Annotated in this window: 16 protein-coding genes; 8 read left to right on the forward strand and 8 right to left on the reverse strand. The window is 65.0% G+C overall.

Features of this window, described 5'->3' with window-relative positions; genetic code table 11:
* Positions 1-532: 532 nt before the first annotated feature.
* The 7 genes from ACOQPD_RS14910 to ACOQPD_RS14940 form a co-directional block, all read right to left on the reverse strand.
* Positions 533-1309 carry an ABC transporter ATP-binding protein gene (locus ACOQPD_RS14910; RefSeq protein ID WP_420612751.1) on the reverse strand — a complete coding sequence of 259 codons (777 nt, stop codon included), beginning with the start codon at positions 1307-1309 and terminating at the stop codon, positions 533-535.
* Positions 1310-1325: 16 nt separating this feature from the next.
* Positions 1326-2405, reverse strand: a complete 1080-nt coding sequence (locus tag ACOQPD_RS14915; RefSeq protein WP_420612752.1) for an ABC transporter permease — start codon at positions 2403-2405, stop codon at positions 1326-1328.
* Positions 2406-2587: 182 nt separating this feature from the next.
* Positions 2588-4393 carry a hypothetical protein gene (locus ACOQPD_RS14920; protein ID WP_420612753.1) on the reverse strand — a complete coding sequence of 602 codons (1806 nt, stop codon included), beginning with the start codon at positions 4391-4393 and terminating at the stop codon, positions 2588-2590.
* A 296-nt stretch (positions 4394-4689) separates the two neighbouring features.
* Positions 4690-6399: an ABC transporter substrate-binding protein gene (locus ACOQPD_RS14925; protein ID WP_420612754.1), complete on the reverse strand. Its 1710-nt coding sequence runs from the start codon at positions 6397-6399 to the stop codon at positions 4690-4692.
* A 68-nt stretch (positions 6400-6467) separates the two neighbouring features.
* Positions 6468-6992, reverse strand: a complete 525-nt coding sequence (locus ACOQPD_RS14930) for a hypothetical protein (protein ID WP_420612755.1) — start codon at positions 6990-6992, stop codon at positions 6468-6470.
* Positions 6993-7026: 34 nt separating this feature from the next.
* Positions 7027-7512: a DUF2165 domain-containing protein gene (locus ACOQPD_RS14935; RefSeq protein ID WP_420612756.1), complete on the reverse strand. Its 486-nt coding sequence runs from the start codon at positions 7510-7512 to the stop codon at positions 7027-7029.
* A gap of 49 nt (positions 7513-7561) precedes the next feature.
* Positions 7562-8185: a hypothetical protein gene (locus ACOQPD_RS14940; RefSeq protein WP_420612757.1), complete on the reverse strand. Its 624-nt coding sequence runs from the start codon at positions 8183-8185 to the stop codon at positions 7562-7564.
* On the opposite strand from ACOQPD_RS14940, the gene ACOQPD_RS14945 reads away from it, so the two are divergent.
* Positions 8178-9095, forward strand: coding sequence for a CapA family protein (locus tag ACOQPD_RS14945; RefSeq protein WP_420612758.1), 918 nt, complete (start codon positions 8178-8180; stop codon positions 9093-9095). The genes ACOQPD_RS14940 and ACOQPD_RS14945 overlap by 8 nt on opposite strands.
* 387 nt (positions 9096-9482) lie before the next feature.
* On the opposite strand, the gene ACOQPD_RS14950 is transcribed toward ACOQPD_RS14945, so the two are convergent.
* Positions 9483-10073: a nucleoside deaminase gene (locus ACOQPD_RS14950; RefSeq protein WP_420612759.1), complete on the reverse strand. Its 591-nt coding sequence runs from the start codon at positions 10071-10073 to the stop codon at positions 9483-9485.
* 146 nt (positions 10074-10219) lie between these two features.
* On the opposite strand from ACOQPD_RS14950, the gene ACOQPD_RS14955 reads away from it, so the two are divergent.
* From ACOQPD_RS14955 to ACOQPD_RS14985, 7 genes are read left to right on the forward strand one after another with little or no spacing between them, the layout of a single operon-like run.
* Positions 10220-11830, forward strand: coding sequence for a dihydroorotase (locus ACOQPD_RS14955; protein WP_420612760.1), 1611 nt, complete (start codon positions 10220-10222; stop codon positions 11828-11830).
* 3 nt (positions 11831-11833) lie between these two features.
* Positions 11834-12589, forward strand: coding sequence for an isochorismatase family protein (locus ACOQPD_RS14960; protein WP_420612761.1), 756 nt, complete (start codon positions 11834-11836; stop codon positions 12587-12589).
* Positions 12586-13167 carry an amino acid synthesis family protein gene (locus ACOQPD_RS14965; protein WP_420612762.1) on the forward strand — a complete coding sequence of 194 codons (582 nt, stop codon included), beginning with the start codon at positions 12586-12588 and terminating at the stop codon, positions 13165-13167. Before ACOQPD_RS14960 ends, ACOQPD_RS14965 begins: the two co-directional genes overlap by 4 nt.
* A gap of 4 nt (positions 13168-13171) precedes the next feature.
* Complete coding sequence (locus tag ACOQPD_RS14970) at positions 13172-14368, forward strand: amidohydrolase family protein (protein ID WP_420612763.1); 1197 nt, start codon at positions 13172-13174, stop codon at positions 14366-14368.
* Between the two features lie 37 nt (positions 14369-14405).
* Positions 14406-15008 carry a DUF1989 domain-containing protein gene (locus ACOQPD_RS14975; protein ID WP_420612764.1) on the forward strand — a complete coding sequence of 201 codons (603 nt, stop codon included), beginning with the start codon at positions 14406-14408 and terminating at the stop codon, positions 15006-15008.
* 9 nt (positions 15009-15017) lie between these two features.
* Complete coding sequence (locus tag ACOQPD_RS14980) at positions 15018-16052, forward strand: hypothetical protein (protein ID WP_420612765.1); 1035 nt, start codon at positions 15018-15020, stop codon at positions 16050-16052.
* Positions 16049-16732 (forward strand): class II aldolase/adducin family protein, encoded by a 684-nt coding sequence (locus ACOQPD_RS14985; RefSeq protein WP_420612766.1) that lies wholly within the window; start codon positions 16049-16051, stop codon positions 16730-16732. The genes ACOQPD_RS14980 and ACOQPD_RS14985 overlap by 4 nt, the downstream gene beginning before the upstream one ends.
* Positions 16733-16736: the final 4 nt, after the last annotated feature.

Genomic DNA, 16736 nt, shown 5'->3' on the forward strand with positions numbered 1-16736 from the left:
GCCGACCAGCCGATTACCATCGCAAGTAAAGGAAGAAGGAGGGCCCAGCGGAGCTGGGTAATCGAAATCTTTGATTGTTCTGTTTGCCTTAGTATCTGTACGAGTATGAACATCGAGAGGATGAATACTCCAAAGATAATGACTAGCCCTATGACAGCTATCCATGTTTGGTCCCTTATGGAAGCTATCAACGTGATGTCAGTATAAACGAAGAATCGGGAGATAATGATCCATCCAAGGAGCAATGCTAAGAATGGGACGACAAGTGCCAACTCGTAGAGCGCCCTCAATAGGCCTGTCGCTGTTTTCTTGAGAGCGTTTATGAACGGAGTTGGGCGAAGTATCAACGGGAAGCACAAGGCGAGGATTAGCCACGTCAGCAGAAAGGACCACGTGATTGGGAGTTCGCCGTTCTCGTAGTTCCAATCAACAAATGGAAGACGTGTTGGTAACCGCAATAGGATCAATGGAACTGCGAGCACCCATACGACCAACCCGATACGGAACAACCGACGGAGCAGACGTGATTGGCTCAAACCTGGGTCGCTTCCTCTTCGGTGATTCCCAGGTGGGCCAGGATCGTCTTGGTGATATCGACGGCGGCCGAACTGGCTCGCACATCCTCGTCACGAGGTCGCGGCAGGTCGACCCGGATGTCGTCCACCAGCTTTCCTTCAGCCAGGAGGATCACACGATCGGCCAGTATCAGAGCCTCCTCGATGTCGTGGGTCACGAAGAAAATGGTCTTCTGTGTCTCTTCCCACAGGTCCAGGAGCACGTCATGGAGATTGCGGCGGGTGAAGTAGTCGAGGGATCCGAAGGGCTCGTCCATAAGGATCACGTCGGAGCCCACCGCCATGGCTGCCGCCAGCGCCACCCGCTTGCGCATGCCTCCTGAGAGTTCCCGGGGCCACGAATCAGCGAAGTCGGTCAGGCCTACCGCCTCCAACCAGCGGGCAGTCGTGTTTTCTCTTTCCTCATCTTCGACCTTCAAGGCGCGGAGGCCGAACTCGACATTCTCGCGGACGTGAAGCCACGGAAAGACGGTGTCCTGCTGGAAAACCATCGCCCGGTCGGCGCCGGGTCCTTCGACAACCGCTTCTCCCAGCCTTATCTGGCCGGCGGTCGGCGGTTGCAGTCCGGCCAGAACCCGCAGCAGCGTGGTCTTCCCGTGGCCGGATCGCCCGACCACGCAGACGAACTCACCGGGTTGGACTTCGAAATTCACATCGTGGAGGGCGTTGACCAGTTGGCCGGACCGGTGCTCGAAAACGCACCATAGGCCCTCGAAGCTGACGACTCTTGACATTGATGTTCCTCCTTGTCTAAAGCCCTAGTCGGCGGCCGGCCTCGGACCACCTGGTCAGGTAACGGATGATCACCAGCAGTAATGCGTCGACCACCACCGCGAGAACCCCGTAGAAGGTGATCAACGCCACGAGTGCTGATGGGGCTTGGAGCTGGCCGATCAAGAACCTCCAGATATCGATCAGGTGCCCTCCTCCAACCTGTATGCCAAGCACCTCGACCAGCACGCCCAGACCCCAGGCGCCCGCCAGTGCGATGCGGAAGCCTCCAGCGATCTCGGGAACCGTGCCGGGCAGGTAGACCCAGCGGAATATCGAACGAGGCGTTCCCCCGAGTGTGAGGGCTGACTCGACGATCCCGACGGGAATGTTCTCGGCGGCCCGCCGGCTGAAGAAGTACATGAGCAGGGTCGTGTAGAAGGTCACCAGGCCGATGGTGGTCATGATCGGTACTTCGACACCGAACCAGATGACGAAGAACGGTGCGGCGATGAAGATGGGGGCGGTTCCGAAGAAGGAGGCCACTGGTGTGAATACCTGGGCGACCTTCGGGAAAACGAGGCTCGACAGACCGATCGCAAGGCCGGCGATGGTGCCCAGCGCCGCTCCGATCAGGATACGGATGATCGTTACGAGCAGATGGATACCGTAGCCGTAGCAATAGTCGGGCAGTTGGCCGATCGGCACCGGCGAGGGTTGGCCTGGCAGCAGATTATCGGCGTTGTACTTCCATCCCATCAGGCTGGAAATGATCTGTCTGAACGGATTATTGACGTTTGCCGGGTGCAGATCCGGGCAGGCGTGGACGAACTTGATCCTCATGTCCTGGCTGGTTCCAAGGTTGCGCCAGAAGTGGGCTATGGCGCCTTCCCCCTGGAACAGCCCCCACATCCCCTGGAGTATGTCCTGGAAGGGACCCACCGCGCCGAACGGCGGAGGGATGTCGTAGTGCCAAGGCGATGCCTCCAGCGAAAGCAGCACCCAGGCAACGAAAAATAGAGTTATCCCCAAAGCAATATAGATAATGCTGGCAATTCTCCGACGCCGTTTTTCTCGTAGTGCCTTGGCGCGCACGTCGAGGACGTCTTTGGAGGTCATCGTCACGGGGTATCAGTGTCCTTCATGTGAATGGCGACCGGCTTGCGGGCTCCTTGAGGCAGCGCCGCCAGGTGCTTTTGGGCTTACAAGCCAACGCGGGGCCGGAGGGATAATCCGACCCCGCGCCGACTTTCTCACTGCCTGTCTAAGCAGGTCGCGTTGTCTTCGGTCCGTTGGTGAGACTAGCCGATCAGGGCTGCCTCAAGGAAGCGAAGACTGTCGTAGAAGTTGTAGTTGTCGTAGTAGGCCTGGGCCTGGGTGACCAGAGCCTGCTGGCTGTCCGACAGCGACATGCCGCCCGCACGGGCGAACAGATCATCGGAGCGGTCCTGCATGCCCTTGAGGTCGTAGTAGATCTCCTGGGCCAGCAGGAACTCTTCCAATCCCGCCTGCGTGTCGTAGGTCTCGGACAGGACTCCCCTCGCCTTCAGGGCCTCGATCTGGGTCCTGAATACGGTTTCGGGGTGGTAGCTCGGCAAGCTCAGATCCCAGAGGGCTTCCTGGTCTTCCCAGTTGAAGGACGGATCGATCGTATCCCAGATCACTCCGATGTCCTCGGGCTCCATGGAGAGGCCGCGCTTCTCGTTGATGATGTTGGCCTCGATCTCCCAACCGGTGGCCTGGTTATCGGGGTCCTCGAGATAGGCCAGGATACGGTTCGCCATAGCGACGACCCGGTATGCGAGGTCCTTGTTCTCTTCGACCCATTCGCGGCGAGCCAAAAGGCCGGTGCCGCCAACGGTGGATGAGGCGATCGCGGTCTGCTGTGACAGGGCGTCGTGCTCGTACATCATCGCGAAGTTGATCAGCGGATCCCAGCCGTTGCGCATCATCTGCACCAGGGTCGGAGCGCCATAGGGCATGGCGAACTCGATACGCCCCGCTTGCGCCGAAAGCTGCACGATGGTCGGATCGTCCACATACACCGGAGTGGAGTAGTTACGCCAGTCGTTGGTGGTGATGCGGATCGGCTGCGTATTCCCGTTGTCGTCAAGGGCGGGGGTTCCGTCCCTGTTGAGGAGGATCAACTGGTTGCCTTCGCCGTCCAGCGCCGCAATGTCCTCTTGAACGTCCTCCCACCACTGGGGCAGGTAGGCGAAGAAGGCATCCGAGTACTGGGACTGCGTCGTGCTGTGCGGCGGGATATGGACTTCCTTACCGACCAGCTGCTGTACCGCTGCCGTGGCCGCGTCCGCGAAGCTCATGCCCTCGTCCATGAACTCGATTGCGGTCTTGGCCTCGCTGTCCGGGGCCACCAGGATGGCATAGCCGACGTAGATGTCAGCAAAGTGGATGGGCGGAATGCTCTGACCGAAGGTCTCCAGCGTTCCGAATACACCCGGTACCCAACCCTGGGCCACATCGCCGTCACCACGCTCCAACCAGGGAACGATCTCCTGGGAGGCGGTGAAGTAGTGATAGGTCGGCTGGTTCGGAGTGATGGTGATACCCCACTCTTCCCACCAGCCCAGCTCGATCGGGATCTGCCAGTAGGCGAGGTCGGCGCAGCAGGGGTAGATGCCCATGCGCACCTCAGCGGAACGGACCTCGGGCGCCGTGACCATCATGGACTCTTCCAGAGCCATCTGGGCTTCCTCAGCCGCCTCCATGGCTGCCGCTGCGTCGGCCGCCGCGGCCGCTGCCGCCTCGGCCTCTTCCTCGGCTCTCATCTCGGCTGCTTCCAGGGCCGCCTGGGCCTCAGCATCGCCTTCCTCCGCCGCCATTCTGGTGGCTTCGAGGTCGGCCTGAGCGTCTTCCAGGGCCGCCTGGGCCGCTGCTGCTTCGGCCGCTGCCGCATCGGCTTGCGCCTGGGCTTCGGCTGCCGCATCGGCTTGCGCCTGGGCTTCCGCCTGGGCTTCCGCTGCCTGGGCCGCCGCTGCCGCCGCTGCCGCCTCGGCCTCGGCTGAACCGTCGCCGCCGCCGCCGCAGGCTGACGCCAGCAACGCTAGGGCCACCATCAAGATGATGGCGCCACGAAACTTCTTCATTCGAGGTCCTTCCGCTCGCTTGTTTGCCATGTTGGGCACAGTCAATTCCCAAGGATCACGCCTCGTACCGGCGCAACCCGTATTTATAGCGTCTGTCGCTCTCCGATCCCAAAGGGTCATCGATTTGGAGCCCAGGGGATCGGAGAGGGTCTTGCACTACGTCTACCGGTGCCGGAACGGTTGGCCGGGTCACTGTAGCAGGGACCCCCGGACCGCGCCCATGAGATCCGTCTCCCTGCACAGCGGGCTTCATACCGGATACCGGATGCAAAGAGCCAATCGGAGGGTATCGACAACTATCCGGCAGGCACCAGGGAGAGGTATAGAGCACGCCTGTCACCCGTTACCGAACCGGTTACGTCTGCGCTCTCGATCAGATCGGTGCGGTAGACGTGGTGCGAGTTGACGTATACGACCCCGATAAAGGGGTACCCGTGCTCTGCCTCGATCAGTTGGACCCTATTGAAGGCATCCGGGCGATCCTCGTCGGCCGCGATCGCCAGGTCCGTCAGGGCCGGAATCAGTTGGGGGAGGATGTCCTCGGGAGGCGCCTGCCAGCCCGGCCTCGGGAGCACGTAGCGGTAGGGGTTGGCGTACCATCTGTGGCGCGTGACGGTCAGGTCGTAGTCGGCGGTGACCAGCCTGGCGAGCCAGGTGGCGCGGTCGACGAGCACCGGCTCGACTCCGATCCCGGCCTCGGCCCACGAGGCCTGCAGGGCCTCGAAGAACCCATCCGGGTACCCGTCCTGCTCCGGGTAGAGCAACTCGAGGGTGGTGCCTTCCTCGTACCCGGCCTCCCCTAGGAGTTGCGTGGCCGCCTCGACATCGCGCCGGTATCCTGGAAGGTCGGCAGGACCCTGACCGTAGGCCAGCAAGGGATGCGAAGTGGACCACGGCGCCGCCTCGCCGGAGAAGGCGATGTCGGACAGCGCCTGGCGGTCCAGGGACAGCCATAGAGCTCGAACCAGCGCGTCGTTCGCGGTCCTGCCCGTACGGGCGGCATGGAGCCAGATGGTCCATGCCGGCGTTCCCACCGTCTCGAGCAGCGGGTCCCCGGCCAGTCCGGCCGCTACCTCGATGGTGTCCGGCCGGATCAATGCCACCTCTCCCGCCTTGATGGCGGCCACCCGGTCCGGCTCGTCCTCGATGATGCGAACCAGGAGGCGTTCGTAGCCGGGAAGGGCGGAAGGATCCCAATAGTCAGGATTGGGTTCGAGGACCAGTTCCGAGCCGGGGGTGTAAGAGACGAACCGGAACGGCCCGGTCCCCACAGGCTCCGTTCCGTGGGTGGCCGCCGTCTCCGTCAGCATCGATGCGAATCCCGACCCGGTGGGGTCGGCTATTTCGAACAGGAAGGCGCTGGACGGCTCCCTCAGTTCGAAGACCACGGTGTAATCGCCGGTCGCGGTCACGGCCAAGAGGTTCCGGGCCCGCTGGCGTACAAGAGCGCTTCCCCCGGTGAGGGCGCGGGTGACGCTGTAGACGACGTCCTCGGCAGTGAACTCGTCACCGTTGTGGAACCTGACTCCCTGCCTCAGGTGAAAGGTGTAGGTCGTGCGGTCCTCGGAGATGGTCCATCGGGTGGCAAGCCTGGGCAGCACCTCGCCGGAAGGGCTGGTCCAGGCCAGGGTCTCATAGACGGTGGTCAGGACCGGAGCGTCTCGACCGCTGCCGTCGGAGTTGACTGGGTCCAGGGTGCGTATGTCGGCCGGTTCCGAGATGACGATCTCGACGATCCCGGGCGGCTCGGGGACCGTGGTGGTCGTCGTGGAGGTGGTGGTCGTGGTTGGCGCGGTGGAGGTGGACGTGGTTGCCGGAACGGTCGCCGACGTGGTGGTGGACGGGACCGATGTGGTGGTCGTGCTCGGTCGTGTGGCCGTGGTCGCCGGAGTGGTCGGAGGTTCTGTGGAGGGAGTCGCATCCGGTCCGCTCGTCCCGCAGGCCGTGGCAGCGAGCACCAGGATCGCCGGTATCCCCCGGAGTTTGCGGATCGCGCCGGCCCCCATCGGTGACTGGTCCCCGTCAGGACTGCCCGGACCCGCAGGCCGAGTTTGCGGGACGTACCGGATCGCGATCAGATGGAGAACGGATGGGTGTCCCCGTTGACCGTCACGGTGTAGTCACCGGGCTCGAACCCGTTCCCGATCGGTACTACCTCCTCGAACGGCTCGAGCACCTGGGCGCATACGGTGCCGGCCTCCGGGGCCACGCTCCAGACCATGACTGTGTAGTCGTTTCCGTCCTCGGTGACCTCTGTGAGGGTCTCGTGGCAGGGTGTGGGATGGTCTCCTTCGATCTCCACCGACACCTGCGGCGGGAAGGACTCGAGGATGAGCACTTCCACATGGTTGACGTAGGCCGGCCGGTCTTCCGCGGTCGGATCGGCCGCTCCGATCGTGGTAGTGGTGTCTTCGACCGGGTCGGGTCGGGGTCCGGCCGTGGTGTCGGTGGAGGGATCCGTGGCTGTGGTGACTCCGGTCTGGGTGATTCCGGAGAACGTTTCCTCATCGGAGCCGCAGGCCACGGCCACCACTGTGAGCACGGCGACGGCCGGGAGGACTGCAAGGGGATTCCGGCGGGGCCGGCGGCGGGATTGCATGCCGAGGAGAGTCTATCCGGCCACAGGGCAGCAACTACGCCAGCCGGAGAAGGATGATGCCGGCCACGGTGATCAGGTTGATCCGGGTGGAGTCACGAATGGCGTTCCAGCCTTCCGACTGCCAGCTGACGAACCACTCGGCGCCCACCACCTGGATAATGAGGAACCAGACCACCAGCGCCGCCATGAAGCCCAGGTAACCGAACAGTTTGGCCGCCTCCCATGCGTCGGTCGGTGCTCCGAGGTTGGCAACCAGGAAGTAGCTGCCGACCAGTGCCAGCACCGTGACGGCCACCTCGAGGACGAGGATGGAGGCGAACGCGACCCGGTGGAGGATCGGCGACCGGATCTCCCGCCACTGCGTTCCCTCGTCCATGTTGGTGGTATCCATCGTCATGATGTGCTCGACGAAGGCCAGGTTGGCGCCGGGTGCGGTGATGTTGTTGAGCACCACGATGGCGCCCATCACTCCTGTCCCGAGCAGTATCAGCAACGGGATGAGACGGAAGACGATCTCCACGGTGGTGATGTCGGCGTCGATCGCTAGGTCCTTTGCAGGTCTCGTGGCTTCAGGGGAGTGACTTCCCAGAATAGAGGCCGGGAGGGTGGTTGGAAAACGCCGGGCGGAGTTCTCCGGCTGCGATTCTGCCGCGCTTGCCCGATCCAGGGGCGCACATGCGCGAATCGCGAAGATGCCTCTTCGGAGATAGTTCCGGGGTTAGGATCGCGCTATCGCACAGATCCCTCGTCCGCCTTGCCCGGTGGTGGCGAAAGTTGCGGAGCCAGAGCGTGAGTCGACCCAACAAGCCACAGATCGCGGTGCTCCTGGTCTGGATGGTGGTGGGCGCGGCCGCGTGCGGTTCCTCGGCCTCCTCGGCGGATAGCCTTGAGAGCACCGTCAGGGCGGCGCCTTCGGCCCCGAGCACGGATGCTCCGGTTGCCACAACCCGGCCGCCGACCCCCCCTTCCACATCCGCGGTCTTATCCACCCTGCGCGCCGCGGAGTTGGCCACCACCACTACGACTAGTACTGCCACCACGCCGCCGACCACTTCGGCCAGATCTTCTCCGACCACCACGGCGACCACTCGGGAAGTGGATACGACTACCGAAACGACCACGGTTCCGACCACGACCACGACCACGACCACGACCACGGTCCCACCGGAGAGGCCGAGAGAGACGTTGATCATCCACGGGATCGGCGACGTTGCCCTTGATCCCGTATACGTACCCACCTTCCCGTCGGAGGGATATGCATACGCCTGGTCGGGGCTTGGGGACATTTTCCAGAGGGACGATCTGACGGTCATCAACATGGAGTGCGTCGTCTCCGATCTTGGCCGGCCGGAGCCCAGAGCATTCAACTTCCGTTGCGACAAGGCTGCCCTTACCTCCGCTCTGGAAGCCGGCATAGACGTGGCCAGCCAGGCCAACAATCACTCGCTGGACTTCGGGCGCGAGGCGCTGGTCGACTCGGTCGCCAACCTGCGGGCGGCGGGCATCCTTCCTGTCGGAGCCGGGTCCAACTACGAGGAGGCCTACAGCCCCGCCCTGCTCGAGATCCGCGGGTGGAAGATCGCCGTGCTGGGGTTCGGCGGCGTGCTACTCAGCCGGTCGTGGCTGGCGACCGAGGACCGGCCGGGTATGGCCAGCGGTGATGACAGGGCTGACATGGTGGCGGCGGTGGAGCGAGCCGCCGACATCGCCGACCTTGTGATCGTGACCATCCACTGGGGCCGGGAACTCGACACCGAACCACGTCCGGATGACATCGCGAACGCCGAAGCCATGGTGGCGGCCGGGGCCGACATCATCTTCGGCCATCACCAGCACCGCGTGGGGCCGCTCGGGGAGATCGACGGCAAGATCGTGGCATGGGGACTCGGCCACATTATCTGGCCCCGCATCAACCCGGTCAGCGCCCAGACCACGGTCGCCAAGGTGGTGGTCCATCCCGACGGGACGATGGGCGCCTGCCTGATGCCCGCCGAGATCGTCCGCCACGGTCATCCGGTTTTCGTCGGGCCGACCCCGGGACATTGCCAACTGCTGTATGGCGGCCGGCCCAGCCCGATGGAGCCCCCCTCCATCATGTTTTGAGAGAGCGCGGCCCGGTTGCAGGCGACTTCGCCCGGGCGGCTATTGACGCGTGTTCGGAGGGACATGCCCCGGTCGCATTCCCCCGTCCGCACGGCACCGGCCTGACGCGGATCGGGTCCGGGATCGGTGGGTGTCCGAATCTGTCACACCCCCGCTATACGTTGCATATCGCCAAGCACCTACGCCGGCCGAAGAGATGAGACCGATCGGAACGGCCGGCCCGAGGGAACAAACGAGGCTTCATGGAGCGACAGCCGATTCCCGGCAACAGCCCGGGCATGGCCGACCACGCTCCAACAGGATGGGTGGTGGCGGGGGAGGGGACCCGGTGCAGAGCACCGGTCTGCCGGCGATTTTCGCGTTCTCTGCCGGATCGGGGTCGGGACGCTAGGTCCGGCGGGCCATCATCTTCTCGACCACGCCGCCGATCGTGGTGGTGAACACCTTCAGCGAGATATCGCTCAACTCCTCCGAGCAGTCGGCCGGTCTGAAGGTCAGAGGTTCGGCGAGGCGCGCCCAGTGCGGGGCCAGGGAGTTCGGGCCCGTTATGCCCCCCTTGCCGAGGTCGGATGCGACGAAGAGCGTGGTGGTAACAGCCGAGTTGATGATCCGGATCGTGCACATCTCGCACGGTTCCAGGGAGGTGATCAGGGTGTGACCCCGCAGATCGCCTCCGTCCGGATGATTGTCCTCGTAGATGTTGATCGCCGACATCTCGGCGTGGAGGTCGCTGCGGAATCTCGGCGCCAGCATCCGGTTGCGGTCGCTGACCAGGACCTGCCCTTCGGGATCGAGGATCAGGCATCCCACCGCGGCGTTGCCCTCGAGCCCGCCCTCAATGGCTTCCCGGATGGCCCCGCGGGCGATGGCGTCATGAGGTCTTACGTCGACGAAGGCATCGACCCGCTCCCGCAGATTCAGCAGTTGTGATCTGGTTTCCGCGGGGATAGCCCCGGTGCTGTCAGGGGGTAAGCTCATCTTGACTCCGGTTCTACTCCAAGTCCCCGTTGCTTGTCAACCGGCATTGACTGGGAGTGAAACGACCGGGCCTTACCGTCCTGGCGAGCGCACAGTCTCGATCCGGGACAAAGCGAATCGGCGACTTGAAGGATGGAGTTCGGGACATGGCGGGACAACCCCTCGATCTGGTGGTAATCAACGGCACCGTGGTCCTGGGCGGCGGACGCTACCGAGTGGCGGTCGGCGTCAAGGACGGCAAGGTGGCCATGCTGGCCCCCGAGGAGTTGATGCCGCTGGCCAAGAAGACCATCGACGCCCGCGGCAACTACGTGCTGCCGGGGGTCGTGGACTCGGAGGCCCACCCCGGGTGCTACGTGCCGTTCGACTACGACATGAAGACCGAATCGAGGGCGGCTGCGACCGCCGGCGTCACCACCTGGGGCATCCAGGCGCCCACCACGCGTCTTGGCACGAAGCCTTTCAAAGAGGTGGTAGCGAAAGCCGACGTGGTCTCGTTCAACGAGTCCTTCCCGTCGGGCCGTGACGTCATCAACGAGTACAGCCATGTCGACGCCTACCTGACCTACATGCTCGAGACCGACGAGCACGCGCGGGAGATCCCCCAGTACGCCGAGGAGCACGGGGTCACCTCGTTCAAGCTGTACCTCCAGACCCGTTCGATGAAGGGCATGTCGGACGAGGACGACACCAACTGGCCGTCCCGGCGGGCCGGCCTGGGTACGGGCATCGACGACGGGACCGTCTACCTGGTGATGGAGGAAGTCGCTCACATCGGCCATCCGGGGATCGTTCACATCCATCCCGAGAACTGGGAGATCGGGCGGATCTTCGAGGACCGCCTCCGGAGCAGCGGCCGCACCGACTTCGGTTCCTGGACCGATCGCTCACCCGATTTCCTCGAGGCCCATCACATCCGCACCTACGCCTACCTGGCGATGCAGACCCCGGGCCACGTTCCCCTCTATCTCCAGCACTGCACCACTAAGTTGTCTTTCGAAGAGGTGGCCCGGGCCCGCGCCGAGGGTCTGGAGCTTTATGCGCAGACCGGTCCGCCCTGGCTCTGGGCCGAGCCTGAGTACGGCTGGCGGATCAACGTCCCGCTCCGCCGCCGGGACAACATCGAGGCGCTCTGGGTGGCACTGGCCGAGGGCATCGTCGACGTGGTCGGGTCCGACCACGTGGTGGGCTGGGAGCCCGCCTCCCACGAGGAGATGTACAACCCGGTCATCTGGGACTGCCGTACCGGTTTCTCACGAGTGGAGCTATTCCTGCCGGTGATGCTGTCGGAAGGTGTCAACAAGGGGCGGATCAGCCTCGAGCGGGCGGTCCAGGTCAGTTGCGAGAACCCCGCCAAGACCTCCGGCCTCTGGGGTACCAAGGGCTCGCTCCTGCCGGGCTTCGACGCCGACATGGTGATCATCGATCTGGGTCGGGAGGTCAAGGTCGGCAAGGAGCACATCAACACCCGATCGGGCTGGTCGATCATGGAAGGCCACACCTTCACTGGCTGGCCCATCATGACCATCCTGCGAGGCGAGGTCAGCGCCGAATGGGCGGACGACTCGCCCGGGATGCGCCCGGTAGGTGCGCCGCGAGGCCTTTACCAGCCCCGGAAGCTGGGGCCCAGCCGTCAGGTGATGGACGCCAACAGCCCTGCCCGGGTGGCGCCCACCCATCGCTGGCTGGCCGACGACTTCGCCCGCCCCGGTTTCGCTCCCGAGACCACCAGGTACACCCGTCCCCTAGCGGACTGAACCATGGCTATCTGGGACGACGTCCTTACCGAGACCGATCGGACGGTCTTCGCCGCGGCCGGTTGGGGGAAGCGGGCGGGATACGGAGAGCGGCCCGCCATCATGGTCATCGACGTCAACTACAACTTCTGCGGGGACCGGGCCGAGCCGATCCTCGATTCGATCGAGCGTTGGCGGTACGCCTGCGGCCCCGAGGCGTGGGAGCGAGGCATCCCCGCCATCCAGGACATCCTCGAGGTGGCCCGCGCCAAGCGCCTCCCGGTCATCTATACCACCAACCCGCGCCGTGCTGACGGCTTCGACCTCGGTATCTGGTCACTGAAGAGCACCCGGGCGGAGGACGAGGTGGACGTGATGGGACACAAGGGCAACGAGATCGTGGCCGAGGTAGCGCCCCGGCCCGACGACCTGTTCATCGAGAAGCGCAAGCCGTCTGCCTTCTTCGGAACGCCGCTGGTGAGCCACCTGACCATGATGAGGGCCGACTCTTTGATCCTCACCGGCACCACCACCAGCGGATGCGTCCGGGCCAGCGCGGTCGATGCGCTCTCGAACGACTTCAAGGTGACAATCCCGCACGAGGCGGTCTTCGATCGCGGCGAGGTATCACACAAGATCGCCCTCTTCGACCTGCACATGAAGTACGTGGATGTGACCGACCTCGATGACGTTCTCACCTATATGAGGGGCCTGCCGGTCGGCCTGTTCGACGACACCTATCCGCCCGCCGCCGCGGCTGCCGAGAGGGAGTTGCTGTGAGCCTTGACTTTTCCATCAGGAAGGTCATCAACCAGGTGGAGGAGGAGCGGGTCCGGGAGGGGATCGAGGCGGATCCGCCGCTCCGCAAGGCGGTGGTGGCGGCGGCGATCCACAATCCCTATGCCGGGAGCTACCACGAGGACCTGTCCGAGGCGGTCGAATTCTCGGTCGGCCTGGGGCGTCTCCTGGGCGAGATGGCCCTGGATGCCCTGAGAGAGCCGGTGGTGTCCTACGGCAAGGGTGGGATTGCCGGCCTCGACGGATCGCAGGAGCACGCGGTCATGTTCCTGTCCACCGCTTTCGCCAACCCGCTCCGAGAGACCCTCGGCGGGGGCGTGGCCTGGATGTCGTCGGCCACCATCGTGGCGGCTGCAGGGACCCCGATCACCATCCCGCTGGCCCACAAGGACGCCCTCTACGTACGAGATCACTACGACGCCATCACGCTGTATCCGGGCGATGCTCCCCGGGCGGACGAGGTTCTGGTGGCCGTGGGGGTCGCCAACCGGGGCAGGCTCAACGCGCGGATGGGGGGCTTGGCGGCCGGAGATGTGATCGGCGAGGACGGGCTGGTTTAGCCCGGTGGGCAGGCCACGCCGGACCGCGATCGTCAACATAGGGACCCTGGTCACGGGTGACCTGGCCCGTCCGCTCGCCGATGCCGAGGCGCTGTTCATAGAAGACGGATCGATTGCCTCGATCGGATCCGCCGAGGGTTACGAGCATGCCGACCAGGTGATCGACGCCAATGGCGCCACTGTGGGACCGGGGCTGATCGACTCCCACTGCCATGTCGTCATCGGTGACTTCACCCCCCGCCAGAACGTGGTCGGCTTCCTCAGTTCCTACGTTCACGGAGGGATAACCCAGGTGATCTCGCCGGGGGAGATCCACGCACCGGGGCGTCCGCACGATGCCGATGGTGTGGTCGCCCTGGCCGTGTTCGCCCAGCGGTCGTGGAGCAATTACCGACCCAACGGGATGAAGGTCAACGGCGGAGCGGTGGTGCTCGAGCCGACCCTCCGACCCGAGCACTTCCGCTACCTGGCGGATCAGGGGGTGCGTCTCGCCAAGTTCGGGTTCGGCCGGTACGAGGACCCGGCCGACGGACTGCCGCAGGTGCGGGCGGCCCAGGAGGTCGGGATCATGGTGATGTGCCATTCCGGGGGGGCGTCGATTCCTGGTTCGAAGCCCATCACCACCGATCATCTGATGCTGCTCCGTCCGGACGTTTGCGGCCACATCAACGGGGGGCCCTCGTCGCTGGACGAGGACGGCCTTGACCGGATCGTCAGGACCACCGATCTGGTGCTGCAGATCGTCCAGGCCGGCAACCTGCGGAGCGCCATCCATGTGGTGGAGACGGTTCTCGAGCACGGCGTCGAGCACCGGGTGATCATCGGGTCCGACACTCCCACCGGAACGGGGGTGATGCCGCTGGGCGTGCTCAAGACGATGGCAGAACTGTCCTCGCTCACCGGTGCCGACCCGGCCACCGTGTGGGCATGGGCGTCTGGCGTGACCGCCGATGTCTATAGCCTGGATGCCGGGAAGGTTGAGGTCGGCCGGGCTGCCGACCTGGTGATTGCCGACGCTCCCTGGGGATCGTACGGCGGCGACGCCCTCGGCGCCCTGTCCAGGGGCGACATCCCGGGGATCAGCGCGGTCCTTATCGATGGCCGGATCCGAGCCCTGCGGAGCCGCAACACTCCCGCTGCGGCCCGGCCGGTAACCGTCACGCCGGAGGTCGGGGAACTCCCCGGCTCGGCCCACGTATGAGCCGGCTAACCGAGAACGAGCAATAGGAGAACCAGGAATGAACCAAGGAACCGAAGTCATCGTTCCGGCCCGGGAGGGTCGGGGCGTCTATGTGCGCAAGGGTCAGCTGCTGGACATAGTCGATGTCGAAGGCCACCAGGTCGGCGACCTGATCGCTTGGTTCCGCAACGATCCCTCCGAGTACCTGTCCCCGACTCATACGGTGTCATGCAACGCCTCGATCGAACTCGCCACCGGATCCCAGGTGTTCTCCAACCGCCGCAACCCGGTCTTCACCATCCTCCGGGACGATGTGGAGCGCCACGACATCATCGTGCCGTGCTGCGACCACGAGCGTTTCAAGCGGGACTATGACCTGGACAACCACGACCACTGCCTGGCCAACCTCTACCAAGCGCGTGACCTGCTCGGGGAGGACTTCGCGCTGGCCGGCGAGATGGCTTGGAACGTGTTCATGCACAACCGGGTGACGGACGAGGGAGCGGTGGTTACCGACCCCGCCGCCCACGATGCGGGCGCCACGATGACCTTGCTCGCCCACGAGGATCTGGTGGTGCTCCTGTCCGCCTGCCCCCAGGACCTCACCCCGTGCAATGACTTCAACCCCACCTCCATGCTGATGAGGCTGCGGGACAACTAGGAGGACCTGATGACCACATCCACCCAGTACGAACCGGACGCCGCCCGCCTGGCCGAATCGGCCCGCAAGATCCGCTCACCCTTCGAACTCGACCTTTCGCTCCGTTTCTACTCCCCGCAGGCCAACCTCGATGGCATGCAGCACCCGCAGATAGCCGACTGGCATCGCTTCATCGGCGAGGAGTGGACCCCGCCGCCCACGCCCGCGGGAGCGCGGCGGGTGGCGCTCCTGATCCCTTGTACCAAATACAAGCCCTATTCGACCAGCCGGGAGCACCGGGCCATCAACGGGGCACTGCTGGAAGCAGGCTGGCGTCCCGATGGCGACTCCACAGCCCCGGCGGCGTTGGCCGGCTACCTCGACGACGGGGAGAGCCCGGACCTACTCCATGACGGACCGCTCCGGCGCGGTGACGTCTTCCTGGATCGGTTCGTGCTGTCCGAGCCGATGGCGATCGTTCCCTATTCCCACATCTACTACTGGCGAGACGCCCCGAGTCCCGCCGCCTGTTACGACGACCCCGGCCTGTTCGAGGCGCGCGGGACCTCGGTGTCGCCCGAGCGGCCCGACTGCACGGCCACCCAGCTCGCCAACGGGAAGTGGAGGTGGGGTCCGGCCGAGCGCCAGGCCTTTGCCGAGACCCACAACTATCTGGCCGCGATCATCCGCCGATGCCTGGTCCGGCTGTCGCCGGCCTATGCGGGAATAGCGGCGTGGGTCTCGCCGGGACTGACTCACCGCAGCTTCCTGGCTGATGACGCATTCCGGCGCGCGGAGGGGCTGGCGCGGTCCCGGAAGGGCGCCGCCGGGCCGGTCAAGCTGGTCGGGGTACTTGAGGGCGCCCCCGGTCTCGTCACGATGATGCCCACCCAGGAGCAACTCGAGGACGCCCGCGGGCGCCTGGCGGGGCGGCTGGAGGCGGAGGGTCGCGCGACGACGCCGGCCGCCGTGCGGGCGGTCTATGCCCGCGGTGACGGGAACGATACTCCGCTCGGCCTGCCCGAGGCCCTCACCCATCTCACCGGATGGCTCGCCGCCGTATGAGCGAGGATCTGGAGCGGCTGCGGAGCGACGTCGCGTCGACTGCTCGCATGCTGGCTTCCGCCGGCCTGGTCGAGGCCTTCGGACACGTCTCCGCCCGCACTCCATCCGGGTTCCTGATCACCAGCACCAGCCCGCTGTTCGAGGCCAGTGCCGACGACGTGATCCGGGTCGAGTCCGGTGTGCCAACCGGAGGGCCGACCGGCGCTACCCCGCTGGAATTGCCGATGCACGCCGCCATCTACGACGCCCGGCCCGATGTGGGCGCGATCTGCCGAGGCCACCCACCCTACGTGGTGACCTGGGGGGTGTCGTCCGAGTCGCTTCCCCTCCTGCATGGACTGGGAGGCATGGCGGGTCGCACCGTCCGGACGCATCCGGACATCGAACTGGTCAAGACGGCCGATGCCGGAGAAGAGGTGGCTCGAACCCTGGGGGACGATTACAGCGTCCTGCTGGCCTCCAACGGGTGCCTGGCCGTGGGCACCGACCTGCTGGAGGCCTCGACGCGCCTGTGGTACCTGGAGGAGCGGGCACGGGTGGCGGTCCAGGCGCGCAGCGCCGGTCTCGCCCCGGCGACGGTTCGTGAATACACCTGGGACCGGCGCCTGGCCGACTCGGTCCCGGAGTTGGTTCGCGCCCGGGAGTGGATGCGCCGGTCCTTCGCGCCCGATCTGGATTAGAAGG

Origin of the sequence: Candidatus Spongiisocius sp., assembly GCF_965221825.1 — a bacterium.
Lineage (GTDB): Bacteria > Actinomycetota > Acidimicrobiia > Spongiisociales > Spongiisociaceae > Spongiisocius.

What these genes read in the sequence shown, in the direction of transcription:
- ACOQPD_RS14960 (WP_420612761.1), top strand. Translation starts at nt 11,834, where the DNA reads ATGGCTATCTGGGACGACGTCCTTACCGAGACCGATCGGACGGTCTTC.
- ACOQPD_RS14920 (WP_420612753.1), bottom strand. Translation starts at nt 4,393, where the DNA reads ATGAAGAAGTTTCGTGGCGCCATCATCTTGATGGTGGCCCTAGCGTTG.
- ACOQPD_RS14955 (WP_420612760.1), top strand. Translation starts at nt 10,220, where the DNA reads ATGGCGGGACAACCCCTCGATCTGGTGGTAATCAACGGCACCGTGGTC.
- ACOQPD_RS14930 (WP_420612755.1), bottom strand. Translation starts at nt 6,992, where the DNA reads ATGCAATCCCGCCGCCGGCCCCGCCGGAATCCCCTTGCAGTCCTCCCG.
- ACOQPD_RS14985 (WP_420612766.1), top strand. Translation starts at nt 16,049, where the DNA reads ATGAGCGAGGATCTGGAGCGGCTGCGGAGCGACGTCGCGTCGACTGCT.
- ACOQPD_RS14925 (WP_420612754.1), bottom strand. Translation starts at nt 6,399, where the DNA reads ATGGGGGCCGGCGCGATCCGCAAACTCCGGGGGATACCGGCGATCCTG.
- ACOQPD_RS14910 (WP_420612751.1), bottom strand. Translation starts at nt 1,309, where the DNA reads ATGTCAAGAGTCGTCAGCTTCGAGGGCCTATGGTGCGTTTTCGAGCAC.
- ACOQPD_RS14950 (WP_420612759.1), bottom strand. Translation starts at nt 10,073, where the DNA reads ATGAGCTTACCCCCTGACAGCACCGGGGCTATCCCCGCGGAAACCAGA.
- ACOQPD_RS14940 (WP_420612757.1), bottom strand. Translation starts at nt 8,185, where the DNA reads ATGATCAACGTCTCTCTCGGCCTCTCCGGTGGGACCGTGGTCGTGGTC.
- ACOQPD_RS14980 (WP_420612765.1), top strand. Translation starts at nt 15,018, where the DNA reads ATGACCACATCCACCCAGTACGAACCGGACGCCGCCCGCCTGGCCGAA.
- ACOQPD_RS14915 (WP_420612752.1), bottom strand. Translation starts at nt 2,405, where the DNA reads ATGACCTCCAAAGACGTCCTCGACGTGCGCGCCAAGGCACTACGAGAA.
- ACOQPD_RS14975 (WP_420612764.1), top strand. Translation starts at nt 14,406, where the DNA reads ATGAACCAAGGAACCGAAGTCATCGTTCCGGCCCGGGAGGGTCGGGGC.